Here is a 26,495-nt window from a genome sequence, read left to right on the forward strand (position 1 = left end):
ATGACCGCCAAGCTCGAAAGCATCAAGAACGGCGCCTCCGTCCGCGGCATCGCGTCTGCGCAGCCCGTGCAGATCGTGTCGGTGGACTGGATCGGAGATCAGGCGATCAATGTCGTCTACCGCGACCACAACGGCTCGGTCGCGGAGTCTGTTCTCTACAGGGACGACGAGCATCGTCTCGAGGTCGAGCAGGACGGGCGGCCGTGGTCGTTCGACGCGGATGGTTCGCTGCTTCGATTGGTGACCGAAGCCAACCGCATCAAGCTTGCCCATTTTTTCGATCCTTATCTGGCCATCCACACCAGCCTCGTCGATCCGCTGCCTCATCAGATTTCGGCAGTCTATGGCGAGATGCTTCCGCGGCAGCCGTTGCGGTTTCTGCTCGCAGACGATCCTGGCGCCGGCAAGACGATCATGGCGGGCTTGCTGATCAAGGAACTCATCGCGCGGAGCGACCTCGAGCGTTGCCTCGTAGTCGCCCCCGGCAGCCTGGTCGAGCAGTGGCAAGATGAACTGGGTCAGAAGTTCAATCTCGAGTTCGACATCCTGACGCGGGACATGATCGAGACGTCTCGCTCGGGGAATCCGTTCAACGACCGGGATCGACTCATCGTTCGCCTCGACGTTCTGGCCCGCAACGAAGACCTTCAAGAAAAGCTCATGAGCGCCCGCGAGTGGGACCTCGTCATCTGCGACGAAGCCCACCGGATGTCGGCAACCTATTTCGGTGGCGAGGTCAAATACACGCGGCGATATCAGGTTGGTCAGAAGCTCGGCCAGGTCTGCCGGCATCTGCTGCTCATGTCGGCGACGCCGCATAACGGCAAGGAAGAGGACTTTCAGCTCTTCATGGCGCTGCTCGACGGCGACCGGTTCGAGGGGCGTTTCCGTGATGGCGTCCATTATGCCGATACGGAAGACATGATGCGGCGCCTCACGAAGGAAGAGCTGCTGAGGTTCGACGGTCGGCCGCTCTTTCCCGAGCGCCGAGCCCGCACGGTCAAATACCAGCTCTCGGAAGGCGAGGCTGCGCTCTACGCCGCCGTGACCGAATATGTGCGAACCGAGATGAACCGGGTTCAGCGGTTTGCTGAGGGAGATGGCAAGAAGCGCAATAATGTCGGATTCGCCCTGCAGATCCTGCAGCGTCGCCTCGCTTCCTCACCGGCTGCCATCTATCAGTCGCTGAAGCGTCGCCGCGAACGGCTCGAGACCGAGCTGGGCGAAGCGAGGCTCGCGGCCAAGGGACGGCGTGCCGGTATCGGCGAGCCGTCGGTGAGCTCCGATGTTCTCGGCAACATCGAGGAGTACGGACAGGACGAAATCGATGAGCTCGAAGAGCTGATTTCGACTGGCGCGACGACGGCGGAGACCGTCGAGCAGCTGGCGCTCGAAGTCGACACGCTCAAGGGGCTGGAGTCTATGGCGCTGGGCGTCCTTCGCTCCGGTGTCGATACGAAGTGGACCCAGCTGAACCGCATTCTCGACGACGATCTCATGATCGACGCCGCCGGAAATCGCCGGAAGCTGATCATCTTCACCGAGCCCAAGGACACGCTTCATTACCTGCTCGACAAAGTGCGCGCGCGCCTTGGGAGCCCTGAAGCCGTGGACGTCATCCATGGTGGTGTGTCGCGCGAGGAGCGGAGGAAAGTGATCGAGCGCTTCATGCAGGATAAGGACTTGCTTGTGCTCATCGCCAACGATGCGGCGGGCGAAGGCGTGAACCTCCAGCGCGGCCACTTGATGGTCAACTACGACCTTCCATGGAACCCCAACAAGATCGAGCAGCGCTTCGGCCGCATCCATCGAATCGGGCAGACCGAAGTTTGCCACCTCTGGAATCTTGTGGCGGCCGACACGCGTGAGGGCGAGGTCTACGGGCGTCTGCTCGAAAAGCTTGAGGCGGCGCGGGAGGCTCTGGGTGGGCGCGTCTATGATGTGCTCGGTGAGCTCTTCGAAGGGACCGCGCTGAAAGACCTCTTGTTCCAGGCCATCCAGTATGGCGAACAGGAGGAGGTGAGGGCGCGCTTGTTCCGCCAAGTCGATGGCGCAGTCGACCAGACGCACCTGCTGGAACTTCTGCGTCGACGCGCGCTCACAAACGACACCATGCCTCAGGCCAAGGTCGAAGAGCTGCGGCTCGAGATGGAGCGCGCCGAAGCGTTGCGCCTGCAGCCGCACCACATTCAGAGCTTCTTTGTCGAGGCATTCCAGCATCTGGGCGGCCGTTTGAAGCGCCGTGAAGAGGGCCGCTGGGAAGTCACCCACGTTCCAGTGCGGATCAGAGAGCGCGATCGCCAAATTGGCACGGGCGCGCCTATCCAGAAGCAGTACGAGCGGGTCTGCTTCGAGAAGAGCAAGATCAATCAACAGCCGGTCGCTGCGTTCATCTGCCCGGGCCATCCGCTGCTGGAGGCTGTGATCAGCCTCATCCGGGAGCAGTACGAGCAGATCATGCGCCAGGGCGCGATACTGGTGGACGAAACCGATACTGGCGACGCGCTGTCCGCTGTCTTCCTGCTGGAGCACACGGTCCAGGACGCCCGCACGACGAGCGGCGGCAAGCCGCATGTCATTTCTCAGCGCTTGCAGTTTGCCGCGATCGACAAGGCCGGGAGTGCCAGCAACGCTGGTATCGCGCCTCATCTCAATCTCCGGCCCGCCGCACCAGAAGAAGTCGACCTGGTTCGAGACCTGCTTGATGAGGATTGGCTGACCACCGAGCTCGAGAAAACCGCGATCCGCTTTGCCACAGTGGAGCTGGCGCAAGGACACGTCGCCGAAGTCAAGGCGCGGCGCATACCTGAAATCGAGAAGGTCGAGCAGGAGGTACGTGCCCGCCTTAAGAAGGAAATCAACTACTGGGACTCGCGGGCCTTCGAGCTGAAAGAAGAAGAGAAGGCGGGCAAGAAGACGCGGCTCAGCTGGCAGAACGCCCAGCGGCGCGCCGAGGATCTGGCGGAGCGGCAGAAGCGCCGGATGGATCAGCTCGAGCGGGAGCGGTTTATCTCATCGCAGCCGCCGCGGGTGCGCGGCGGCATGGTCGTCATTCCGCGCGGGCTGCTCAAAGCCCGGCAGAATCCTACGGTACCCAATCATTTTGCCGAAGATCCGGCGGCGCGGAAAGAGATCGAGCTCGCGGCCATGCAGGCTGTGATGGCGGCGGAGCGAGCGCTTGGGCACGAACCGCTCGACGTGTCCGCCCAAAAGATTGGCTACGACATCGCCTCCCACAATCCGAAGTCCGGACACCTTCGCTTTATCGAGGTCAAGGGCCGGATCGACGGTGCGGACTCCGTGATGATCACGCGGCAGGAGATCATCACCTCCCTTCATGAGCCGGAAAAGTTCATCCTCGCGGTCGTGGCCGTCAACGGCGGGTTTGCGCACGAGCCGCGATATGTGCGGGGCGCGCTTATTGAACGCGAGCCGTCCTTCCTGGAGACAGCGATCCAGTTTGACCTGCGGCGTCTGCTTGAACGTGCGGTGCCGCCATCATGAGTGCGGACCGCCGATCCGCGCCTGTCGTGGCTGAGCCACCGGCTTTCTTCCATCCGATCAGGGATGGCGCGTCGAAGCGTTGGAATCAGCTTGAGGCCGACCCCGAGCTTGCCGGGCCGTGGCACCAACTGTTCAAGCAGGTGCAGAGCCCACGCCATATCCTGTCCGAGCTGCTTCAGAATGCCGACGATGCCGGCGCGACCGAGGCGCGCGTTTCGATCGAGGACCAGCGTTTCGTGTTCGAGCACAATGGCGAAGACTTTGTCGAAGCGCACTTCGCCTCGATCTGCCGCTTCGGTTACTCGAACAAACGTGCGCTTCACACCATCGGGTTCCGAGGGATCGGCTTCAAAAGCACATTCAGCCTGGGTGATCGCGTCGAGCTGTTCACCCCCACATTGTCTGTCGCCTTCGAGCGGAACCGCTTCACCGAGCCGCATTGGATTGACGGCCGCCGCACGACGCAGGGCGTCACGCGCGTCGAAGTGGCGATCGCCAACCCGCTTCTCTGCCGCGAAGTCGAGAAGAACCTCGATGAATGGCTGAAGAGCCCGGTTTCGCTGCTGTTCTTCAAGAAAATTCGGCGTCTTCAGATTGGCGATCGGGTGGTCCACTGGCAAAGCCTCGGACCAGGCCCTGTCGCCGAGAGCGAGTGGATGTCGCTGGACGACAAGGGCGATGACGCCTTTCTCTTGGTCCGGTCGGCCGAAGAAGCGTTCCCCGCTGATGCGCTCGACGAGATCCGCAAGGAACGGATGCTCGGTGCCGAGGACGGCGGCGACTTCCCGCCCTGCCGGGTCGAGATCGTCTTGGGCGCAAAGGGCCGGCTCTATGTCGTGCTGCCAACGGGTGTTGAGACGCCGCTCCCGTTCGCCTGCAACGCTCCGTTCATCCAGGATCCCGCCCGCCTTAAAATCAAGGACCCCGAGACCTCGCCGACAAACCGCTGGCTGCTGAAACGTGCCGGCGAACTCGCGGCCAAGGCGATGGTGGAATGGCTTGAACAGACCAAGACCGGTGTTCTGGATCGAGCTGCGGCCTATGGCCTGCTGCCTGACGTTGACCGAGAGGCAAGCACACTTGAGGGCTCTTGCGCGGCCATCGTCGAGCTGGCGTTCGCCGATGCGGTCGAGGACCGGCCGATCCTGCTGACCGATGAGGGCAAGCTGGTTGCCGCCGACGCGGCGATCGTGATCCCGCTGCCGATCTTCGATATCTGGCCGGCGGAGCAGGCGATGGCTCTGTTGGATGAGAAGTCGCGGCCAGCCTTGTGTCGGCATGTCTCGGCCGCCGACCGGACCAAGCTGGTTCACTGGAACCTGGTCGAGGAGTTTTCGAAGAGCGATCTTCTCGCTCGCCTCCGCACAAGCCACCTGCCTCGGCCGTCCACATGGCGGCATCTGCTGAACCTTTGGACTTACATCGCGCCCGAGGTGACGGGATGGCAGAGCCATCAACCGGAGCGACTCCGCATCGTTCCCGTCCAGGGCAAGGAAGTGCTCTATTCGGCGTCTGAGGTGGTGCGGCTCGGGGAGAAGAAGCTGCTCCAGTCCGATGATGACTGGGAGTTTCTCGCGGAGCATCTGATTGTCCTCAATCAGAACTGGACCCGCTTTCTGGCGGAGCAACGCCGGGACAAGGGCGACGGCGATGGCCGATCTGACCCGACCCAAGCCGCCTTTGCGGTGCTCAAGAAAATCGGCCTCGACGACACGAGTGACGTCAACGCGGTGATCGAACGGGTCGCTGCCGACTTCTTTGGAACAAGCGGCATCAAGCTGGCCGAGTGCGTGCAACTGGCCCAGATCGCGGCAAAGCTTGGCGCGTCTGCGGGCGAAGCATTCCGCTACGCGTGCGCCGATTTGAAGCTTCGGCCGATCGCCAAGGCGATTTTGTACGACGAAGACGGCGCCCTCGATGACCTATTGCCGGAGACTGCTCGGCAGACCCAGCTCCTGCATCCCGATTATGTGGCCAGCTTCACCTCTTGTTCGCGTGAGGATTGGCTGCGGTGGGTCTCGTCCGGCCGTTCCGGGCTGCAGACCTTCGCACCGCTGACCGCGAAGCGGACCAACGTCTATGGGCGCCAGCAGGTGGACGCCGAGGCCAAAAAGCGTGGTCTGCGCGGAGCGCTCTATTACCCCTATGTGACGAGCCAGTTCGTCGTCGAGGATTGGGATTTCCCGGCTGAGTACTGGCGGCACTGGGAGGCGCTGGCGAAGTCCGACCCACGAATTTGGGCCAAGGTCGCCGGGCGGGTTTTGGAGCAGCGGGACAGCTTCTGGTCTCGTGCATCAAGTGCGCGCCTGTCCCAGGTCGCGACTACGGGATCGACCCGATCGCTGACGTCAGAGCCCCTGCTGGCGGACTGGTTGCTGAAGCTCAGGTCGAAGCCCTGCCTTCCCGATACACGCGACATGATCCATGTCCCTGCCGATCTGCTCCGGAGGACGCCGGAGACGGAATCGCTCATGGATGTCGAGCCATTCGTACACGGTCTCCTCGACCGGGAGACGACTCGGCCGCTGCTCGATCTGCTCGGCGTCCGCAGCGCGCCGAGCGGGCCAGGTCGATTGCTCGACCGGCTACGCGCGCTGGCGAAGTCGGATAAGGCGCCGGCCCATGAGGTCGAGAAATGGTATCGCCGCCTCGACCAGATGCTCGATGCCGCTTCCACGCCTGACGCGCAGAGCATCAAGGACGCCTTCAAGACCGAGAAGCTGATCCTCGCGCAGGACGGCACCTGGGTGACGTCGGGCGGGGTTTTCCTGGCCGGGGACGAAGAGGATGTCCCGGGCGCCGCGGTCATCCGCGCCTCGGTGCTTGATCTGACCCTATGGCGCCGCATCGGCGTTGCTGAGCGGCCGTCAGCGGATCTGGCGTTGCAATGGCTGGGTGCGCTTCCCTCCGGTAAGGCGCTCTTGCCTGACGACGCGCGCCGTGTGCGGACACTGATGGCGCGATACCCGACCCGCATCTGGGAAGAGTGCGGGCATTGGGTGAACCTGTCCGGCGAATGGGTCGAAACCGACGCGCTCGCCTATGGGCTCAGCATGCAGAGCCTGTTCACCTACGGGCATCTCCACGACTGGGTGAAGCGCAAGACAGCCGATTTTCGGCAGCTCTCGGCAGAGACGGTGCGCACCCCGCCATTCTCGTCGCTTCGGGCATTGTCCGATCTCGTCGAGGAGCGCTTCAACCAGCCGCCCCTGTTCCCGGGTCTGGAAGACAGGCGCGCTTGGCTAACGGCCTTCGGCACGCAGCTTGCGCGGATCGAACTGGCCGACCCTGGCGAGACCGAGCGCGTGCGCACGGTCGCAGCGGCGATCGCGGCGACCAGCTGGGTCGCCGCCCCGAAGCTGGAAGTGATCCCTTATCTGGACGGCGTGCCCGCTGGCACGGCGCGGCTCACGGACATTCTCTGGCTCGACGGCAAGCTGTTCGTCAGCCCGCTGTCGAAGGCGAAGCTCGCCAAGCGCGTGCCAGAAGAGATTGGAAAGGGCCTGAGCGCCGATATTCGTGCCGCGCTGGCCTATGCGTTCGAGCGGTCGCCTGCTGACATCAAGGACTATCTCGAAGAGAACTTCACGCTCGGCCCAGAGCAGACGATGGTCGCGCTTGGGGTGGAGGTGCCGCCTGCAGCTGCCGCTGCCGGAGGCGAAGCGGTCGATGAGCCGGTCGATCACTCTCGGCAGGCGGCGTCGGCAGATGGCGAGGCTGAGTCGGTGCTCGACCAGGATTTGTCCGAGGACGAGGATCCCACGAACCCGCCGGAACCGGATGCGCCGCCCCAGGAACCCGATGGCGGGTTGTTGGAGCCGGAGACCGTCAGCCGTCCGCGCCCGCCGCAGAAGCCAGCGCGTCCCAGCGTCATCGCCCGCTTCGCGTTGGCGCTCGGCTACAAGCCCGATGGCGAGGATCGCTTCTACCATGCGGATGGCAGCTGGATCGGCCGCGCCAACGGCGCACGCTTCCCGTGGGAGCGTCGCTCGGCAGGCGGTGAGGTGCAGCGGCATTACTATCCGAAAGAGCATTGCCTGGAGCGGGAACCGCTTCAGATCGAGGCCGACGTCTGGGGCCTGCTCGACCAGAAGCCCGACGCTTACTCATTCATTCTCGTCAACCCGGAGGGTGAACCCGTCGAAATGACGGGTGCTCGCCTGCGCGCGCTGCGCGATGGCGGCGAGATCACCATTCACCCCGCAACATACAGGCTCGTCTATGACCTCGACCAATAAGTACAAGAAGAAGCTCATCGAGGTCGCCATCCCGCTGGAAGCGATCAACGCGGCGTCGGCGCGGGAGAAGTCGATCCGGCACGGGCATCCGTCCACGCTGCATCTCTGGTGGGCGCGGCGGCCGCTGGCGGCGTGCCGGGCGGTTTTGTTCGCCCAGCTCGTCGATGACCCCTCTGGCTATGCGGACAAGCTGCTAGACGATCCCAAGGTACGCGAGCGGGCAGAGGCAGATCTGGCCGTGCGCCTGAAGACTTGGCGCGAGCGCAAAGCGGACGCTCAGGGGAATGTGCCCGACACACCCGAGCCGACGCTGGAGGATTGCGCGGCCGACATTGAGCGCAAGCGGCTTTTCGAGATCATCGAAGAGCTTGTCATCTGGGAGAACTCGACGAACGAGGAGGTTCTGGAGCGTGCGCGCGCCGAAATCCGGCGTAGCTGTGGCGGAGTGCTGCCGCCGGTCTATGACCCGTTCTCAGGTGGAGGGTCGATTCCGCTCGAGGCGCAGCGGTTAGGGCTACCTGCTTATGGCTCCGACCTGAACCCTGTAGCGGTCATGATCGGCAAGGCGATGATCGAAATCCCGCCGAAGTTTATGAACCTGCCGCCCATTCATCCCGGCATCAAGGATCGATCTTTCTACCGCAACGCCGAGGGGCTGGCCGAGGATGTGAAGTTTTACGGCGAATGGATGCGTGAGAAGGCGCTAGAACGCATCGGGCATTTGTATCCGCAGGCAGATCTTCCCAAGGAATTAGGTGGCGGAAAAGCAACGGTAATAGCTTGGATCTGGTCGCGAACAGTGCCCAGTCCTGATCCGGCATTCTCGAGTGCGCATGTGCCGATCGCATCTAGCTTTATGTTGAATTCAAAGTCTGGAAGCGAGGTTTGGGTTGAGCCGGTTATTGATCGTATGTCCAAGTCGATCACTTTCACTATTCGTCGCGGGGGAACGAAATCCGAAATTGAGAAAGCGTCTGAGGGTGCAAAAGCAGGCCGAGGAAACTTCAGGTGCTTGCTCTCCGGAGCAGGCATTTCAACGGAATATGTGAGGCAGCAGGGGCAGGCAGGAAACATCGGCTACACGCTCATGGCCGTTGTTGCGGAGGGAAAGCGCGGCCGGCATTACCTGGAGTCTTCAGAGGATCAGCGTCAATCGGCTAAACCCATTGAATATGCTAATGAAATAGCAGAGTTTAGGTCAAAATTTCTGTCTGGATCGACGCCTGAAAAACTCACAGGTGGCACTAGCTATGCCTATGGATTGACTACTTGGGGGTCGCTTTTTACCGATCGCCAAATTGCTGCGCTGAAGGCATTTTGCGATTTGCTGCCAGTAGTGCGCGCGAAGATTGCAGCCGACGCTAACGGCAAGTTTGCTCAGGTCGACGCAACGGCTCTCGCGGAAGGCGGCGCCGGTAGCAATGCCTATGCTGAAGCCGTATCTCTATATCTCGCATTTGCGATAAATCGCGTCGCCATGTCCGGAAATAGCCTGGTGCGTTGGAATCCGGTAGGCGAAAAAGCCCAGCACATTTTTAGCCGGCAAGCCATTGCAATGTTGTGGGATTTCGCTGAGACGAATCCTTTAGGCAACGCTACTGGTGCGTTCAACGCAGCTTATACGATGGCAGAGAATGGGCTTCACACGCTGATGGGGAACGTGGGGGGCGTGAGGCAAGCCGATGCCCAAACGGTTAGATTTCCCGAGGGGGCCGTTCTGAATACGGATCCCCCATACTACGACAATATTGCTTATGCCGATCTATCGGACTTCTTCTATTGCTGGCTCAGACCCGCCCTGAAGAGCACTTATCCTGACATATTTGGAGTTCTTGCGACTCCAAAATCAGAAGAGCTTGTCGCAACCCGCTATCGCCACGGGACACGTGAGATAGCTGAAGAGTTCTTTCTAAGTGGCATGCGTCGCGCGCTGTCAAATGCGCAAACGCAAACGAGCGACGAGTTCCCGGCAGCGATCTACTACGCCTTCAAGCAGAGCGAAGTCTCGCAGGATGGTGTGACCTCCGCTGGTTGGGCGACGTTCCTTCAGGCGGTTATCGAAGCAGGGTTTGCTGTCGTGGGCACTTGGCCTGTTCGCACCGAGATGCGAACAAGACAGGTTGCAATGGGGACCAATGCGCTTGCCAACTCAGTTGTGCTTGTTTGCCGCAAGAAGAAGGCTACGGCCGAGGTCATCACTCGTGCCGAGTTCATACGTGCCCTGAAACGCGAACTGCCTCCAGCTATCGCTGAGCTTCAGGCCGCTAACATCGCCCCGGCCGACATGCCGCAATCGGCCATCGGCCCTGGTATGGGGGTGTTCTCACGCTACAAGGCGGTGCTGGAATCCGACGACAGCCCGATGAGCGTTAAGACGGCGCTCCAGCTCATCAATCGCGAACTCGACGAGTATCTTGGCGGCATCCAGGGCGAGTTCGACGCCGACACGCGGTTTGCGATCACCTGGTTCGAGCAGTACGGCATGGCGAAGGGTGACTATGGCGCCGCCGATAATCTCGCGCGTGCACGCGGCATCTCTGTTGAGAGCGTAAAGCACGCCGGGATCATAGAGAGCGCCGCCGGCAAGGTGCGCATCCTGCCGCGCGACGAACTGGATGATGATTGGGAGCCCGAGGGCGACGGTCACCTCACGGTGTGGGAGTGCCTTCAGCATCTCGTTCGCAAGTACGAGAAGGACGGCATCTCGCACGAGACCGCCGTCTTGCTGAAGAAGATCGATGCGAAAGCTGAGGCCGTGAAGGATCTTGCCTACTGCCTCTACGACATCAGCGCGAACAAGCGGAAGGATGCGAAGGAGGCCACGGCTTACAACGCCCTGATCGCCGACTGGACGGAGCTGACGCGGCAGGCTGCGGCGATCCACGACACGAGCGGGGATCGTCAGATCCGCCTGGATATCTGAGGAGGAACGGGACAGTGGCCAAGAGCACGCGCCAGTATGTTTTTGAGGGTATGGAGCTGCTGCCCGCGGCCCTCATTCCGTTCGTTGAAAAGCGGCTGGAGAGCTCGCTGAAGGGTCATTGGCAGGTTCAGGTTCTGGAGAAGCTGCCGAGCCTGCGCCCCAACAGCAACGGTGAGGTCGGCTGGGACCAGGCCGCGCTGTTCAACGCGATGGACCGCTTTTGGAACGACGCCTTCCGCGCCGTTCTCGGCCGCGCGGAGCGGTCGTGGGTGAACGAGCTGAGCGACGTTCGCAACAAGCTCTCGCACAACGAGACCTTCACCTACGACGACGCCGAGCGCGCGCTCGATTCCATGCGCCGTCTGATGGAGGCGATCAGCGCCGGCGAGACCGCCGAGCAGCTCTCGAAGATGCGCGACACCATCTTGCGGACGAAGTTCACCGAGCTTCAGCGCAACGAGGAGCGCCGGAAGACCCAGCGCCTGGAAATCTCCGTCGAGACGGTGGCAGGCTTGCTGCCTTGGCGCGAGGTGGTGGAGCCGCACCAGGATGTTGCAACCGGCGAGTTCCAGCAGGCCGAGTTTGCGGCCGACCTCGCCAAAGTGCATTCGGGCAGCGCGCCCGCCGAATATCGCGACCCGCGCCAGTTCTACAGCCGCACCTATCTGACCGAGGGGCTGAGTGCGCTTCTGGTCGGCGCGGCCAAGCGGCTGTCGGGCAGCAGCGGCGATCCGGTCGTCGAACTGCAAACCAACTTCGGCGGCGGCAAGACGCACTCGATGCTGGCCCTCTACCACATGGCGGGGCCGACGCCGGTTCAAGACTTGTCGGGCCTCGATCAGCTGCTCGAAAAGCACGAGCTGACCGTGCCCAAGAACATTAAGCGCGCGGTGCTGGTTGGCACCTCACGCGGGCCGCAGGACGTCCTCAATGCCGAGGGCGGCCGTAAGATTCGCACGACCTGGGGTGAATTGGCGTGGCAGCTCGGTGGCGCCGAAGCTTTCGACATGGTTGCGGAGAATGATGCCAACGGCATTGCGCCAGGCTCGCACCTGCTCGAGACGATCTTCAAGAAGTACGCCCCATGCCTGATCCTGATCGACGAGTGGGTCGCCTACCTGCGGCAGATCTATCGGGTCGAAGGGCTGCCATCGGGTTCGTTCGACGCGAACCTGTCGTTCGTCCAGTCGCTCACCGAAGCGGTAAAGGCCAGTCCCGGCACATTGCTGGTCGCCTCCTTGCCTGCGTCGCAGATAGAGGTCGGCGGCGAAGGCGGCCAGGAGGCGCTCGCGCGTCTCAAGCAGACCTTCAGCCGCGTGGAATCCTCATGGCGGCCCGCCAGCCAGGAGGAGAGCTATGAGATTGTCCGGCGGCGGCTGTTCAAGGAGATCTCCGGCGACAAGTTCCATCACCGGGACAACACGCTGAAGCAGTTCGCCAAGCTCTATCGCGAGAACGCCAACGACTTCCCGCAGGGCTGCGCCGACGAGGATTACCGGCGCAAGCTGGAGAAGGCCTATCCGATCCACCCCGAGCTGTTCGACCAGCTCTACACGAGCTGGGGATCGCTGGAGAAGTTCCAGCGAACGCGCGGCGTGCTGCGCCTGATGGCGCAGGCGATCCACGAGCTCTGGATGAACGGCGACCCGTCAGTGATGATCATGCCGGGCAGCGTTGCGGTTAGCTCGCCGCGCGTTGAACCGGAGTTGCTCCACTATCTCGACGTGACCTGGCAGTCGATCATCGCCGGTGATGTGGATGGCACCGCGTCGACGCCCTACAAGATCGATCAGTCGGCCCCAAACCTGAACCGCTATTCCGCGACGCGGCGCGTCGCGCGCGCGATCTTCATGGGCACGGCACCGACGCACCAGCAACAGAACACCGGTCTCGACGACAAGCAGATCAACTTGGGCGTCGTGCAGCCAGGTGAGCGGCCCGCGATCTTCGGCGACGCGCTGCGACGGCTGACCAACCAGGCCAAGTTCATGCACGCCGATCTCGGGCGCTACTGGTACTCGATGTCGGCGAGCCTCAACCGCATCGCGGCCGACAAGGCAGCACAGATCGAGACCGCGCTCGTCCTGATGACGATCGACACCGAGCTGAGCAAATATGTGAACAGCCTCGCAGATCGTGGGCACTTCGACGCCGTGCAGGTGGCGCCGGCCTCGTCAGCGGAAGTGCCGGACGAAGCTGGAGGCGTGCGGGCAGTCGTGCTGGGCGTCGCGCATCCGCATAATGGCCGCGAGGGTTCCGAGGCGCTGGTCGAAGCCAAGGACATACTGATGCAGCGTGGCAGCACGCCGCGTGTGTATCGCAACATGCTGGTCTTCATCGCCGCGGATTCTCGCCAGCTCGATAATCTGAAAGACGCGGTGCGAGCGTCACTCGCTTGGGGCGAGATCGTCCGCGACACCGAGCGGCTCAACCTGACGCAGAGCGACAGCGCGCTGGCCAAGGCAAAGCTGGCTGAATCAAACGAGACGATGAAGACACGCCTGAAAGAGGCGTGGTGCTATCTTCACTATCCGGCGCAGGAGAGCGCACAAGCCGATGTCGAATGGGTCTCGGGCAAGATCCCGGCTCAGGACGGGCTGCTGGCGCGGGCCAGCAAGAAGCTCGTGGCCGAAGAAGGGTTGCTCACGGAACTGGGCCCGACGCGCCTCGATCGCGACCTCCAGAAGTACATCTGGAACGGCAAGCCGCATCTCTCGCTCAAGGATCTGCGGGAGTATCTCAATCGCTACATCTATCTGCCACGCCTGAAGAACCAGGAGGTTCTGATCAAGGCCGTGCAGGCCTCCGTAAGCGGGATGATCCCGGGGCCCTTCGCTTATGCCGAGCGATGGGACGAGAAGTCAGACATCTATCTGGGCCTTGCCATCGAGCGCGCCGCGAACGCGGCAGTCGTGATCGACAGCGACAGTGTCATTGTTAAGCCTGCTGTGGCCGAGGCCCATCGACCGGCTCCGGTGCAGTCTGGTAGTGGCGGGGGTGCGCAAGGCCCAGGCGAGAAGTCGCCGGATACAGGGTCACAGCCAGACGGCGGTACGCCCCAGGCTCCGCCTGCTGAGAGGAAGCCAACCCGCTTCACCGGCAGCGTGATGATCTCTTCGGAACGACCAGCCCGCGAAATCCATCAGATTGTCGAAGCTATCGTCGAGCAGCTCACGACGATCCCGGGGAGTTCGGTGAAGCTGAAGCTAGAGATCGACGCCGAAGTGCCATCGGGGCTCGACCGAGCAAAGGTGCGGACGTTGGTAGAAAACGCCAATACGCTCGGGTTCATCGACAAGGCGGTCGAGTAAATGAGCGGGGCCGGGCCTGTTGAACGCGACCTGATATTCATCTCCAAGGCGACGCCTGGTGATGACCAGTTTGTGTTGTGGCTCGCGCCGCGGCTCGAAGCCGCCGGCTACAAGGTCTTCGCAGACATCTTCGATCTTGATGCCGGAGACGAATGGCGCGGCAAGCTTACTGCGGCGCTTCAGACTCGTGCGTTCAAGATGCTGTTGTGCTGTAGCGACGAGACGCTTGCCAGAAGGGGTGTTCGCGAGGAGATCGCCATCGCGGAAGACCTGACGAAACAACTTCAGGATCCGAACTTCATAATTCCGTTGAAGATGCGTGCCTTCCAAAAGCTCTTCGGCATCGGCGGCCTGCAGTATGTCGACTTTGAGAGCGGATGGGCGAAGGGGCTGGAAAGCTTGCTCAAATCGCTCGAAAGGCAGCATGTGCCCAAGGCTGGCGGCGGCAACATTCAGCCCGAATGGTACGCTCATCTGCGTCGGCGCGCAGTCGAGATCGAGGCGGTTCCCGAGGTACTGACGTCCAATTGGCTCCGGATATTAAGGATGCCGGACAAGCTCAATCACCTGGTGCCGAACAATCGTGCCAATGAGGCGTTGCTGCGTAAGCTCGGCGCGTCCTTCGAATACCCGATGGCGGAATTCGGCGACGGTTTCCTGACCTTCGCCAGCCCAATGGACCTTGCGGAACATTTCGAGCGGGTGGGGCCGTTTCACGCCGAGCGTGACTTCGATGTTCTCGATCTACTCGAGAACGGGTCATCGGACGCGGGGATCGACAGTCGCGATGCCCGGTCGATTATGATGAATCTCTTGCGCCAGGCATGGGAGAAGCATTGCGCCCGCCAAGGGCTTCTTGCTCATTCGTTCTCAAGCGGACTGTCCTTCCACGTTGGCGACAAAAGATTGGGCCTCAAGAAGCGCGTCTCATGGGGGCGCCAGGGTCAGCGCCGCAATTCAATGCTACGCGGTGTCGCCCGCAAGAAGATCTGGGAATACGGTGTAAGCGTCATTCCCAGCCTCTTCCCTTACCCTCATATGCGGCTCAAGGGCCGTGTGCTGTTCTCTGACATCGGCGAGCACAGCAAGCCGATCGCCATTCCAGACCCCAAGACTCAGTTTCGCCTTCGGCGTTCGATCTGTTCAGCTTGGCGGAACAAGGCATGGCATGGGCGTGTGATGGCCTTCATGGAGCTGTTGGCTGGCGACAGTCCATATGTCGACCTTGCCGTCGGCTCTGGCGGCAGCATCACTCTCGATGCGATGCCGATCCAGTTCACAGCGCCTGTGACCGCGCGCCAGACCAACAGACTGGGCGAGGATGCGGAAGAAGCCGATCCCACAACGTTAGGCGGCCACTTCGAGGAGGAGGACGCTTGATCGAGTTTTCCGAGAAATCCGTTCCGGTTCTTTACATTCCGGAACCACCGCTGGGGTTTGGGCACGGGCAGGCTTCGGATCATCCGAAGGACGGCCTTACGCTTTACGGGCCTGCGTCAAAGCCTGATCGTCCACAGATTACGATAGGTGCGGTTGGTACAAAACATGGCCTAGACCTCCTGTGCCGCTGGCTCGATGCAATCAGCAATCCCGTCGCAATTCCGCCTCGCGGTCAGCGCGACAAAGAGTTCCGGCTTCATCTTTCTGATTTTCCCGGTCTCGAAGAGGCCTTCGGCATCCGCGCCGATCTTGGCGCTATGATTCAATGCGAGATAGATCCTGCGGATATCCGTGCTGCGATTGCGATCGAGAACCATCACGAGGCGGTGGCCACCACAACTAAGCTGTTCATCGACCCTATTGAACGCCACGCGAAAAATGAGGAGCGGACGGTAGACGTTTGGATCTTCGTTGTGCCGGAAATCGTCTTCGAAACCTGCCGCCCAGTTGCGGGTCAGCGCCGTAAGGTCGAGCTTCTCAAGGGGGAATTGTCCCGGCGCCAGAAAGGGCGCGTCGACCTTCCTCTACTGGCCGGTGTTATTGATGACACGCTTGAAGCAGTGTTCGATGACATTCCCGACTTCCACCGGCAGGTCAAAGCGAAGCTTTTGAAGCTGGGCATGACATCTCAGCTTATTCGCGAGACAACCCTTGCCCCTGAAGAGTTCGTGAACAAGGCTGGATATCCGAAACGTGGCACTCAGGATTCCGCCACCGTCGCTTGGAATTTGGCCACAGGCCTGTTCTACAAAACGCAGGCGGAACCTCCGTGGAAGATCGCCCGTATGCGGCCAGGCGTCTGCTACGTCGGCTTGGTGTTTAAGCTCCTTCCCAATCACGCTGACAATCACGCCTGCTGTGCGGCGCAGATGTTCCTGAGCGAAGGAGACGGGGTCGTCTTTCGCGGGGCGAACGGGCCGTGGCAGACTGAAAACAGAGAGTTTCACCTCAGCGATCTGGCGGCCGAAAACCTGATCAAGACGGTTCTGGATACCTACAAGCAACGCTTCGGAACTTATCCAAAAGAGCTGTTCATTCACGGCCGAACCAAGTTCAACGACGCGGAATGGGAGGCCTTTAGCAAAGCCGCGCCCGACGGCACCAATATCGTAGGCGTGCGTATCCAATCGACTCATGGCGAGACCAAGCTCTTCCGCGATGGCGATTATCCGTGCCTGCGCGGCACGGCGATCCAGCTCGGAGACAAAGATGCTTATCTGTGGACCACGGGGTATGCGCCACGTATCGATACCTATATCGGTCCCGAGACGCCGAATCCGTTGTTCGTGACCGTGCTCCGCGCGAGCGGTGACTATCCCTCCATCGAGACGGTACTGGCAGACATATTGGGTCTCACGAAAATCAATTACAACGCCTGCAATTTCAGCGACGGGTTGCCGGTCACCATTCGCTTCGCGGACAAGGTCGGCGAAGTGCTAACTATGGGCAGCGCTACGGGAGCAGAGCGACAGCCGTTCAAGTTCTACGTTTAGGGGCGTCGGACGTGCGCTGGCCACCTTTGCCGTTCCCGGGCTCCTCGATCCGAAGACTGAGTCCTGCTATGGAGAGCTGACGGTACTTTCGGGCAGCCGCCGGAGTTGCGATGCGCAGGCAAAAAAACGGGTCTGAAGGGCGATTGACCTCGATAGATGCCGGAACTGCAAAAATATTTTTTCTGGCGGTTTTTTCAATGAAATCAAAAGCGTAGCATTTTGACGGCCTCACAGTCGGAGAATGACCGTCAGACCGGATAGTTACCATCGAATTTTCAAACACTTATGCGGGATTCAGATAATCGAATGGGTATTGGCACATCCGGGCATGAGTGAGTGGCTCAAGAACACATTGCGAACGGCGCACGATCAAGACCCCGTAAACCTTCTGAATGATCTGGAGATACTATGCCTGCTCTTAAGATCGAAGTCTCAAGCAGTCATCCACCAAGCGCTGCGCGATTCTCAAAATTAACCCTGAGAACGCTTCCTGCTCTGCGACCCACCTTCAACCGGGCGGTCGTCGCACGAAAGTTCCGGCGACCTCTGTTGCATGTTGATTCGCCCGACCGAGCTTCGAGACGTTCCATTTTTCTTTCAGGCTTCGTTCCGCCTAAGGACGAAGAACCGCCGTTGTCCGGGAAGCAGCGCTTAACTCCATTGACGAGGGATTGAAGGTCCCGGGATCATGGAGCTTCGGCATCTTCGCTACGTCATCGAGGCGGCCGAGCGCGGGAGTTTCCGCAAGGCCGCGGACTCGCTTGCTGTTCAACAGTCCAATCTCAGCCGGCGTATAAGAGCGCTTGAAGAGCAAATCGGGATCAAGCTGTTCGAGCGGACTAACGGCGGCGTGCGCCCTACGCCGGCTGGCCGCGAGTTCCTCGACGGCGTTCGTCGCACGCTTGCAGACTTACAGAGCGCAATCGACAACGCTAAGGCGGTCAGTCACGGCAAGGTCGGCCACCTCGCCATCGGATTCTATACGTCACTGTCGGCTGGCAATCTGCGTGCAAGCCTTATCGACTACACGGGGCGTTTTCCCGAAGTTCAGATCAGCATAGTCGAAGAATCGCGTTCGAGGCTGTGTGCCGGCATCCATAGCGGCACGATCGATGTCGCCATCCTTACCGGTGAGGCGCCACTTAATGACACTCGATCAATGACCCTGTGGGGCGAAAGGGTCGTAGTCGCGTTACCCGAGGACCATCGGCTAGCAGCCAACGAGATTATCTACTGGACCGATCTGAAACGCGAGCGGTTCCTATTGAGCAAACGCGATCCCGGCTCCGAGTTTCAGAACATCCTCATTTCCAAACTGGCGTCGCCCGGAGAGCTGCCTGATGTGGTGCGGCATGATGTCAGCGTCGAGAACATCAGGGGCCTGGTTGGGATGGGTCGCGGAGTCACGCTTATGTGCGAGGCGTGTGTGGGCGCCAGCCATGACGGCGTGATCTATCGCGAAGTATACGACGGAAATGGCGCGACGCGGATTGGCTATTCCGCATTGTGGGAACACAGCAACGACAATCCCGCGCTCCGGAACTTTATCCGTCTTTTGGAGGAGCGCTGCCCGCCGGTTGCGGACGGGAACGGGCCGCGTGGCGGAGTTTTGAAAATTCCCGATCCGTCGCCATGAAACGCTCAATCATCGGTGCGACGAGCTTGGCAGGCTCGACGGCTTTGCCGCTTTCGCGGCCGAGGATCTCTGCATACGCGATCAGATCGCGATGAAGTGCAGCGGACAATTCCACCGCGAGCTTCACTGGCTTGTCGTCTTCGAGCGCACCGAGCTTCAGCTTCGCCATCGGCTAGCCTCCGTAAGGTTCGAGCACCAGGTCTCGCGTGACGATGACGCGAACGGGAAAGCCCGAACGGATCGTCAGCGTTGGCGCGATATTCAGTTGGCGGCGCACGATCTGCTGGCCGGCATCGTTGATCGTGTCCTGGCCGCCGTTGCGGATCGCCTGGATCAAGCGGTCGTCGTCGTTGGTGGCGAGTTCGGCACCGAGGCTCAGCAACGTGGACAGCCCCGCCGCCTTCGCCAGCTCCCACCAATGATGGTCGACGCCATCCTGAAGGCCGGCATAACCCTCAGAATCGGCACCGGGTTGGCGCTCGATCACTATCGAGCGGCCGTTCGGGAAGATCAGGCGGTTCCAGACCAGCAGCACGCGCCTTTGGCCGAACTGGACGCTGTTGTCGTACTGACCGATGATCCGCGTGCCTTGCGGCACCAGCAGGATGCGGCCTGTCGGGCTGTCGTAGATGTTCTCGGTCACCTGCGCGGTGATCTGGCCGGGCAGGTCGGAGCGAATGCCCGTGATGAGCGCAGCGGAAATGACGGCGCCTGCCTGAAGGATGTAAGGCGACGCCGGCGCGGCAACGCGATCCGGCGCGACAGTGCGCCGATCGGCGGCTGCGTTCAGGAATGCGAGCTGCCGATCCTGGGCCGATGGTGTGGCGGGTGGTGGCGCGAGGCCGAGGCCGGCGAGGTCCGGCGCTGGCGGCGGCGCGATCGTCGCGGGGCCGGGACCGGTCGAAGCCATAGGCCGATTCTCGGTGCCGCTGAAAAGCCTGCTGACGCGGGCGGTCTCTATTTCTTGCAGCCGCCGCTGCTCCTCCGCGCTAAGGCCGGGGTCGGGCTGTCCCGGCAATGGCTGGCCACGATTTTGCGCGCCCAGGATCGGTCGCCCGAGATCGCCCGGAAGCGGCGGACCGAGCTGAGGAACTCCGCTGTAATCACGCGGCAATCCGGCAAGGCCATCGGCGGTCGACCGATTGTCCGTCGAGTAGAGTTCCTCGGCGGGCCCACCTCCGTCGCGTGTTTGAAGCGCATAAATGAGCGCCCCGCCGATGCCGACGCTCGCGACCAGACCAATGCCGGCGAGCACCTTTCGCGACAGCCGCGTGACGCGCGGCGCTTCGGCACGCAGCCGCATCGGTGCGGCCGCATCGCCGGCCGACCCGGTCAGCGGCGCCTCGTCTTCCTCTTTCCGGGGTTCGGGCTCGCTCACGATGCCGGCCTCCCATCGGTGCGGACGATGCGGACGCGCTTCTGGCGGTCGCCGGCGCCGAAGCGTAGCTCGGCGGCCGCGAACAGGCGGTCGACGATCATGTAGTTAGCGCGGACGCGGTAGTTCACGAGTTCGGAGGTGTTGCCCTCCGGGCCGACGACGAACAGCGGCGGCATTTCGCCCTGACCAATGCCGCGCGGAAACTCGATGAAGACCTGGCGCCCATCATCATAAGCCCGCAGCGGTCGCCACGGCGCACGATCGCCCTCGATGGCATAGCGGAAATTGATGTTGGCGAGGTCGACGCCGGTGGCGACGGGACTGCTGGCCTCGGCCTGTGCGTTCTGGCGCCGCAGCGCGATGAGCTGATCCTGCGGATACTGCCATGACACCGAAGCCATATAAGTCCGCTCGGTCGAGCGCAGCTCCATGTGGTACGTGCGCAGATTGGTGTTGATGATGAGATTCGTCATCAGGTCGGCGCGGGTCGGTTTCACCAGGATGTGGACTTGGCTCGTCGCGCCCGAACCGCTCAGCGTATCGCCGATGATCCAGCGGACAGTGTCGCCGGCGGCGACCGGGCCGGACCCGACCAGTTGCTCACCGGGTTGAAGAGCGATGTCGGTGATCTGGCCGACGGCGGTGTAGACCTGATAGAGCGCGCCACCCGTATAGGGATAGACCTGCATGGCATTGATGAAGCCGTCGCGGACCGGCTGAACGCGCGCGGCGGCATTGGCCTGGTTGACGCGCGCCGTGGGCTCGGTCGGCTCCGGCGTTCGGCGCGCCGGTTCAACGGGCTGCAATTGCCCAGGCAGCGGGAGCGGCCTCGGAATTTCGACCACACGCACGGGAGCGGGAGGATCGGCGCTCAGTGCCGCCGGCACGGCGTTGTCATAGGAGATCTCGGGCGGCCTGTTGGCCGTGGCGCAACCGGCGAGCCCCGACGTGCAAAGCAAAATCGCCAGTATGGAAGTGCGGAAAGCCGGGTTTCCGGCTTTACGGAAAGACGGCTTCTTTGCCCAAGCTCCCGTGACCAGTTGATGGCGTTGACATAGATGCCGAGCGGGTTGGCGCGCAGCCGGTCGGCGTTGCGCGGCACCTGCACGACGATGGTGAGGATGGCGGTCCAGCGGGTCGTCTCGGCGAGCTGGCCGTTCTCGTAGCGGCGTTCGACCCAGGCGACACGGAAACTGTCCGGCGAAGCGCGGATCACACTCGACACGTCGATAGCGATTTGTTGCCGGCCGACCTTGGTGAAGGGGTCGTTGGATCGCGCGTAGTCGTTGAGCGCCATCGCGCCGCGATCGGTCGTGAAATCGTAGGCGCGCAGCCAATTCTGCCGGACGATGATCGCGTCGGCCGGGATCGAGCGGACCTGCTCGATGAAGCGCGCGAGATGGAAGGCGATCTGCGGATCGGTCGGTCGATAATCGGCGACTGCGGGCGCGACCGCCTGCGCCTGCCCGAGCCTGTCGACCTGGACGACCCACGGCACGATCGTTCCGCGGGCGGATTGCCAGACTAGCGCCGCCGCAAAGCTGGCGGACAGGACCAAAGAGCCGAAGGCCATGAGCCGCCAATTCTTCGCCTGGACCCGCGCGGCGCCGATGCGCTCGTCCCAGACCTGTGCGGCGCGCTGATAAGGTGTCTCGGATTCTGGCGCTTTGCCGTAGTGAGTAGATGGTCGTTTGAACATCAGCGATCGCCTTGGGAAAGGTTGATGGAGGAGCTGCCGCCATGGCTGTCACCGCTCCGAACGGCGTGGGCGGCGGCCGTCACACCGTGGCTCAAGGCCTGAGAGCGTTTCATGCGCTGGGCCCATTCCGGCGGGCCGTCGGCGGACGTTGAGGGCGCGGCATCGGCCGCGCTTCCGCCGATCGCGCCCATGGTCGACGTGCCGCCCGTGGCGGCGAACGTGGATTTGGCTCCGTCGGAGACGCTCGACTTCATGCTGTCTGCTGCGCGGGCGGCCGCGCGCCGTAGCGGTGAGGTGGCGGCCGCGCCAGCGGCGCGAGCAACGCCGCCGAGTCCAGACCCGACGGCGGACGCGCCCGACTGACCAGCGGCGCCGAGGCTGTAGGCAGTCGAAGCGCCTCCGGCCATCGCCGCACCACCCCGCGCGGCGGCAGCGGTTCCGGAAAGAGCGGCGGCGCCGCCGCGCAAGGCCATTCCACCCGCCGCGCCGGCCGCGACCAGAGCCCCACCCGCCGCGAGTCCGGTTCCGACCGCCGCGCCTGCGCCGAGCTGCGGACCGCCGGAGACAAGGCCATTGGCGATGCCGGGACCGAAGATTCCGAGACCCAGCAGCGACAGCGCGGCGAGCACGATCGCCATCGCCTCGTCGATCGTCGGCGTCTGGCCAGCGAACCCGGCGGTGAACTGAGAGAACAAGGTCGAGCCGATGCCGATGATGACGGCAAGCACCAGCACCTTGATGCCGGACGAGATGACGTTGCCGAGCACCCGTTCGGCCATGAACGCGGATTTGCCGAACAGGCCGAACGGGATCAGTACGAAGCCAGCGAGAGTCGTCAGCTTGAACTCGATCAGGGTGACGAAGAGCTGGATGGCGAGAATGAAGAAGGCGAGCAGCACCAGGGCCCAGGCGAACAGCAAGCAGGCGATCTGGATGAAGTTCTCGAAGAAGGCGATCCAGCCCATCAGGTTGGAGATGGAATCGAGTAGCGGGCGGCCGGCATCGAGGCCGGTCTGCGCAACGCGGCCGGGGCGCATGAGATCTTCGACGGTAAATCCCGTGCCCGACGCCTTCAGGCCGAGTCCCGCGAAGCTCTCGAACACGATGCGCGCGAGGTTGTTCCAGTTGCCGATGATGTAGGCGAAGACGCCGACGAACAGCGTCTTCTTGACCAGGCGCGCCATGATGTCGTCGTCGGCGCCCCAGCTCCAGAACAGCGCGGCCAAGGTCACGTCGATGACGATCAGCGTAGTGGCGATGAACGCTACTTCGCCGCCGAGCAGGCCAAAGCCACTATCGATGTAGCGGGTGAAGACCTCTAGGAATTGGTCGATGACGCCGGTGCCGCCCATGATCAACGTCCGTCGTCATGCTGCGGCGACGTCCGCGCTGGTGTGGCCGTAACGCCGAGGAATCGGTCGCGGGTTTCAGCCCAGGTGCGCAGGCATTCGGTATCGCGCACGGCAGCCTCGCCAAGCAGTTGACACCGCCGCTGCGCTTCGCGCAGCGGATCGGCCGACATGTCTTCGCTTGGCCGTGACGCCTGGACGGGCGGCTCTTCCTCTTTCCGGGTCATCTCGATCGCCGTCGCGGTGATGGCGACGGCGACGAAGACGACGGCGCCGAGGCGCGCCAGGAGTTTGCCGTTCATGATACGATCCTCTTGAGGGGCCTTAGTTGCCATTCGGGAACATGCGGGCGTTGCCGGGCTGATAGCCGTCGCCGGGCGTCAGGAAGCGGCGGCGCTGCTCGCGACCCTGCTCGGCGGCTGCCGCACGCTCCGCTTCGGTCAGCGCTTGAGCCCGTCCGTTCGCCGCGACGACGGCCGTGAGATCGGCGAGTTGCTGGGCCTGGAGCGCGAGGAGCTGATTGCCGGCCTGCGCCGCCTGCAGGGCGCCAGTCGCGCCCTGGCTTTGGCCGATGAGCGCCGACATCTCGGCGCGGTTGGTGTCGAGGTTACCGACGACGGCGGCCTGCACGCGCATGGCATCCTGCAGGCCGCCGACCGTGTTCTGCCAGCGCTCGCGCGCTTGCGCGACGAGCTGCTGGTCGGAGGCGGACATCGACGCATTGCCGTAGGTGGACGTGAAGGCCTGGTCGATCTGCTGGATGTCGTAGGCGATGCGCTGCGCCTGGCCGAGGAGCTGTTGTGTCCGCTGCACGGACTGCTGCAGGCGCTGAAGCGAGGAGTAAGGCAGGCTCGCGAGGTTGCGCGCCTGGTTGATCAGCATCGTCGCTTCGTTCTGAAGCGAGGTGATCTGATTGTTGATCTGCTCCAGCGCGCGGGCCGCGGAGAGAACATTCTGCACGTAGTTCGTCGGGTCGTAGACGACCCATTGCGCGGACGCCGGCTGGACCATCACGGGCGACATCGCCGCGGGAATGGAAAGGATCGACGCGGCAAGAAGCGCCGCTCGTGAGCGACGGAAGATCATGGCTGTGTCTCCAGGTTGTTGAGGTTGGGGATGAGGTCGGCGGCCCAGGCGACGCCGCGCAGACGCAGCCAGGCCGGCAGGAATCCTTCGGGGCCGTGTTCCGCCACGACGCGCTCGATTGTGGCCTGGTCGGTCTTCGAGGAAGCGGCGCAAAGCGCCAACGCAACGTCGGACAGACCGAGCTCGAAGAGCCGGTTGCCGCGGCGCGATTGGCAGTAGTAGTCGCGCTTCGGCATCGCGCGGGCGAGGATCTCGATCTGGCGGTCGTTGAGCCCGAAGCGGCGGTAGATCGCGGTGATCTGCGGCTCGATCGCGCGCTCGTTCGGCAGCAACAGCCGGGTCTGGCAGCTCTCGACAATGGCGGGCGCGATCGCCGAGCTGTCGATGTCGGAAAGCGACTGGGTGGCGAAGATGACGGAGGCGTTCTTCTTGCGCAGGGTCTTCAGCCACTCGCGGAGCTGACCGGCGAAGTCTTCATCGTCGAGCGCCAGCCAGCCTTCGTCGATAATGAGCAGCGTGGGGCTGCCGTCGAGGCGGTCCTCGATGCGGTGGAAGAGATAGGCGAGCACGGCCGGTGCGGCGCCGGTGCCGATCAGGCCTTCGGTCTCGAACGCCTGCACAAAGGCTTCGCCAAGATGCTCGCTCTCGGCGTCGAGCAGCCGGCCATAGGCGCCGCCGACACAATAGGGCCGAAGCGCCTGCTTGAGATCGTTCGATTGAAGGAGGACGGCGAGTCCGGTCAGGGTGCGCTCGCCGGCGGGCGCGCTGGCCAGCGAGGTCAGCGCCGTCCAGATGTATTCCTTCACCTCTGGCACGATCGTCACGCCCTCGCGCTGCAGGATCGCGACGATCCAATCAGCCGCCCATGCGCGTTCCGGCACGTGGTGGATGCCGGCGAGCGGTTGCAGCGAGACGCTGTCAGCCGCGCCTTCTGTCAGGCCGCCGCCAAGATCGTGCCAGTCACCGCCCATCGCGAGCGCCGCGGCCCGGATGCTTCCGCCGAAGTCGAAGGCGAAGACCTGGGAGCCGGGATAGCGCCGGAACTGCAGCGCCATCAGCGCCAGGAGCACTGATTTGCCGGCGCCGGTCGGCCCGACGACGAGCGTGTGACCGACATCGCCGACATGAAGGGAAAACCGGAACGGGGTCGAGCCTTCGGTCCTGCCGTAAAGCAAGGGGGGTTGTCCGAAATGCTCGTCCCGTTCCGGCCCCGCCCACACCGCCGACAGCGGAATCATATGGGCGAGATTGAGCGTCGAGATCGGCGGTTGCCGGACGTTGGCGTAGACATGGCCCGGCAACGAGCCAAGCCAGGCGTCGACGGCGTTGATCGTCTCCGCCATCGCGGTGAAGTCGCGGCCCTGAACGATCTTTTCCACCAAGCGCAGCTTTTCGGCTGCGATGCGTGGATCGGCGTCCCAGACAGCGACCGTCGCGGTGACGTAGGCCTGACCGGCATAGTCGGCGCCGAGTTCCTGGAGCGCGAGGTCGGCATCGGCCGCCTTGTTCGCCGCGTCGGTGTCGACGAGCACCGAAGCCTCGTTGGTCATCACCTCCTTGAGGATCGCCATGATGCTCTTGCGCTTAGCGAACCACTGCCGCCGGATCTTGGTGAGCAGCTTGGTCGCGTCGGTCTTGTCGAGAAGGATGGCGCGCGTCGACCAGCGATAGGGAAAGGCCAGCCTGTTGAGGTCGTCGAGCAGCCCAGGCGTGGTCGCTGTCGGAAAACCGACAATGGTGAGGATGCGGAGATGCGTGTCGCCCAGGCGCGGCTCAAGTCCGCCGGTGAGCGGCTGGTCGGCGAGCAGCGCGTCGAGATACATCGGCGTCTCGGGCACGCGCACGCGATGGCGTTTGGTCGAGACGGTCGAATGCAGATAGGTCAGCGTCTCGCCGTCATCGAGCCATGCGCATTCCGGCATGAAGTTCTCGATGAGCTGAAGCACGCGGTCGGTGCGATCCGCGAAGCCGCGCAACACTTCACGGGGGTCGAGACCGTTGTCGGCCTTGCCTTCATAGAGCCAGCTTTCGGCGCGGGCGGCCTCCTCAGCCGGCGGCAGATAGACGAAGGTCAGGAAGTAGCTCGACTCGAAGTGCGAGGCGTCTTCGTCGAAATCGGCCTTGCGTTCGGCGTCCACCAAGGCCGACGCGGCCTCTGGAAAGCGGCTCGACGGATAGGCGCCGGCGCCGTGGCGCTGCGCCTCGACGAAAATCGCCCATCCCGAGCCGAGCCGGCGGAAGGCGTTGTTAAGCCTACCGGCCACGGCGACGAGTTCGGCCGGCACCGCGGAATCCAGGTCGGGACCACGAAACCGGGCGGTGCGTTGGAAGCTGCCGTCCTTGTTGAGGACGATGCCTTCGCCCGCGAGCGCGGCCCAGGGCAGGAAATCCGCGAGGCGGGTTGAGGTCCGGCGATATTCGGCGAAGTTCATCATCGG

Annotated in this window: 14 protein-coding genes and 1 pseudogene; 7 read left to right on the forward strand and 8 right to left on the reverse strand. The window is 62.7% G+C overall.

Annotated features, from left to right (window positions below; translation table 11 throughout):
* The 7 genes from ABLE93_RS22925 to ABLE93_RS22955 all read left to right on the forward strand — a co-directional run bounded on the left by ABLE93_RS22925 (position 1) and on the right by ABLE93_RS22955 (position 18,545).
* Positions 1–3,504: a DUF8742 domain-containing protein gene (locus tag ABLE93_RS22925; protein ID WP_348842080.1), complete on the forward strand. Its 3,504-nt coding sequence runs from the start codon at positions 1–3 to the stop codon at positions 3,502–3,504.
* Positions 3,501–7,742, forward strand: a complete 4,242-nt coding sequence (locus ABLE93_RS22930) for a sacsin N-terminal ATP-binding-like domain-containing protein (RefSeq protein ID WP_348842081.1) — start codon at positions 3,501–3,503, stop codon at positions 7,740–7,742. Before ABLE93_RS22925 ends, ABLE93_RS22930 begins: the two co-directional genes overlap by 4 nt.
* Positions 7,726–10,665 carry a DUF1156 domain-containing protein gene (locus tag ABLE93_RS22935; RefSeq protein ID WP_348842082.1) on the forward strand — a complete coding sequence of 980 codons (2,940 nt, stop codon included), beginning with the start codon at positions 7,726–7,728 and terminating at the stop codon, positions 10,663–10,665. Before ABLE93_RS22930 ends, ABLE93_RS22935 begins: the two co-directional genes overlap by 17 nt.
* A gap of 14 nt (positions 10,666–10,679) precedes the next feature.
* Complete coding sequence (locus ABLE93_RS22940) at positions 10,680–13,976, forward strand: DUF499 family protein (protein WP_348842083.1); 3,297 nt, start codon at positions 10,680–10,682, stop codon at positions 13,974–13,976.
* On the forward strand, positions 13,977–15,356 hold the full coding sequence (locus ABLE93_RS22945; protein ID WP_348842084.1) for a toll/interleukin-1 receptor domain-containing protein: 1,380 nt from the start codon (positions 13,977–13,979) through the stop codon (positions 15,354–15,356).
* Entirely contained in the window at positions 15,353–16,909 is a 1,557-nt protein-coding gene (locus ABLE93_RS22950) for an argonaute/piwi family protein (RefSeq protein ID WP_348842085.1), read from the forward strand. Before ABLE93_RS22945 ends, ABLE93_RS22950 begins: the two co-directional genes overlap by 4 nt.
* A gap of 688 nt (positions 16,910–17,597) precedes the next feature.
* The gene (locus ABLE93_RS22955; protein ID WP_348842086.1) at positions 17,598–18,545 is read left to right on the forward strand and encodes a LysR family transcriptional regulator; all 948 of its coding nucleotides are present in this window, start codon (positions 17,598–17,600) and stop codon (positions 18,543–18,545) included.
* Here the strand turns inward: ABLE93_RS22955 and ABLE93_RS22960 are convergent.
* From ABLE93_RS22960 to trbE, 8 genes and pseudogenes are all read right to left on the reverse strand, one after another.
* Positions 18,454–18,714, reverse strand: coding sequence for a DUF2274 domain-containing protein (locus tag ABLE93_RS22960; protein WP_348842087.1), 261 nt, complete (start codon positions 18,712–18,714; stop codon positions 18,454–18,456). The two genes, ABLE93_RS22955 and ABLE93_RS22960, sit on opposite strands and share 92 nt — an antisense overlap.
* A 3-nt stretch (positions 18,715–18,717) precedes the next feature.
* Positions 18,718–19,923, reverse strand: a complete 1,206-nt coding sequence (locus ABLE93_RS22965) for a TraB/TrbI/VirB10 family type IV secretion system protein (RefSeq protein ID WP_348842088.1) — start codon at positions 19,921–19,923, stop codon at positions 18,718–18,720.
* A complete protein-coding gene (gene trbG / locus ABLE93_RS22970; protein ID WP_348842099.1) occupies positions 19,920–20,963 on the reverse strand; it encodes a P-type conjugative transfer protein TrbG in 1,044 nt (347 codons plus the stop codon). The genes ABLE93_RS22965 and trbG overlap by 4 nt, the downstream gene beginning before the upstream one ends.
* Positions 20,942–21,622, reverse strand: a pseudogene (gene trbF, locus ABLE93_RS22975) (conjugal transfer protein TrbF); the annotation flags it as partial. The gene trbG and the pseudogene trbF, both read right to left, overlap by 22 nt.
* Complete coding sequence (gene trbL / locus ABLE93_RS22980) at positions 21,622–22,974, reverse strand: P-type conjugative transfer protein TrbL (protein WP_348842089.1); 1,353 nt, start codon at positions 22,972–22,974, stop codon at positions 21,622–21,624. The gene trbL and the pseudogene trbF, both read right to left, overlap by 1 nt.
* A 2-nt stretch (positions 22,975–22,976) precedes the next feature.
* Positions 22,977–23,273, reverse strand: coding sequence for a putative entry exclusion protein TrbK-alt (gene trbK-alt / locus ABLE93_RS22985; RefSeq protein WP_348842090.1), 297 nt, complete (start codon positions 23,271–23,273; stop codon positions 22,977–22,979).
* Positions 23,274–23,295: 22 nt separating this feature from the next.
* Complete coding sequence (trbJ, locus tag ABLE93_RS22990; protein ID WP_348842091.1) at positions 23,296–24,057, reverse strand: P-type conjugative transfer protein TrbJ; 762 nt, start codon at positions 24,055–24,057, stop codon at positions 23,296–23,298.
* Positions 24,054–26,492, reverse strand: a complete 2,439-nt coding sequence (trbE, locus tag ABLE93_RS22995) for a conjugal transfer protein TrbE (protein WP_348842092.1) — start codon at positions 26,490–26,492, stop codon at positions 24,054–24,056. Before trbE ends, trbJ begins: the two co-directional genes overlap by 4 nt.
* Positions 26,493–26,495 lie beyond the last annotated feature (3 nt).

The organism is Xanthobacter pollutisoli (assembly GCF_040044995.1).
In the GTDB taxonomy this organism is placed as follows: Bacteria; Pseudomonadota; Alphaproteobacteria; order Rhizobiales; family Xanthobacteraceae; genus Xanthobacter.

Coding starts and splice junctions, on each gene's coding strand:
- ABLE93_RS22960 (WP_348842087.1), bottom strand. CDS start 18,714: ATGGCGAAGCTGAAGCTCGGTGCGCTCGAAGACGACAAGCCAGTGAAG.
- ABLE93_RS22955 (WP_348842086.1), top strand. CDS start 17,598: ATGGAGCTTCGGCATCTTCGCTACGTCATCGAGGCGGCCGAGCGCGGG.
- trbJ (WP_348842091.1), bottom strand. CDS start 24,057: ATGATCTTCCGTCGCTCACGAGCGGCGCTTCTTGCCGCGTCGATCCTT.
- ABLE93_RS22925 (WP_348842080.1), top strand. CDS start 1: ATGACCGCCAAGCTCGAAAGCATCAAGAACGGCGCCTCCGTCCGCGGC.
- trbE (WP_348842092.1), bottom strand. CDS start 26,492: ATGATGAACTTCGCCGAATATCGCCGGACCTCAACCCGCCTCGCGGAT.
- ABLE93_RS22945 (WP_348842084.1), top strand. CDS start 13,977: ATGAGCGGGGCCGGGCCTGTTGAACGCGACCTGATATTCATCTCCAAG.
- trbL (WP_348842089.1), bottom strand. CDS start 22,974: ATGGGCGGCACCGGCGTCATCGACCAATTCCTAGAGGTCTTCACCCGC.
- trbK-alt (WP_348842090.1), bottom strand. CDS start 23,273: ATGAACGGCAAACTCCTGGCGCGCCTCGGCGCCGTCGTCTTCGTCGCC.
- ABLE93_RS22935 (WP_348842082.1), top strand. CDS start 7,726: ATGACCTCGACCAATAAGTACAAGAAGAAGCTCATCGAGGTCGCCATC.
- ABLE93_RS22930 (WP_348842081.1), top strand. CDS start 3,501: ATGAGTGCGGACCGCCGATCCGCGCCTGTCGTGGCTGAGCCACCGGCT.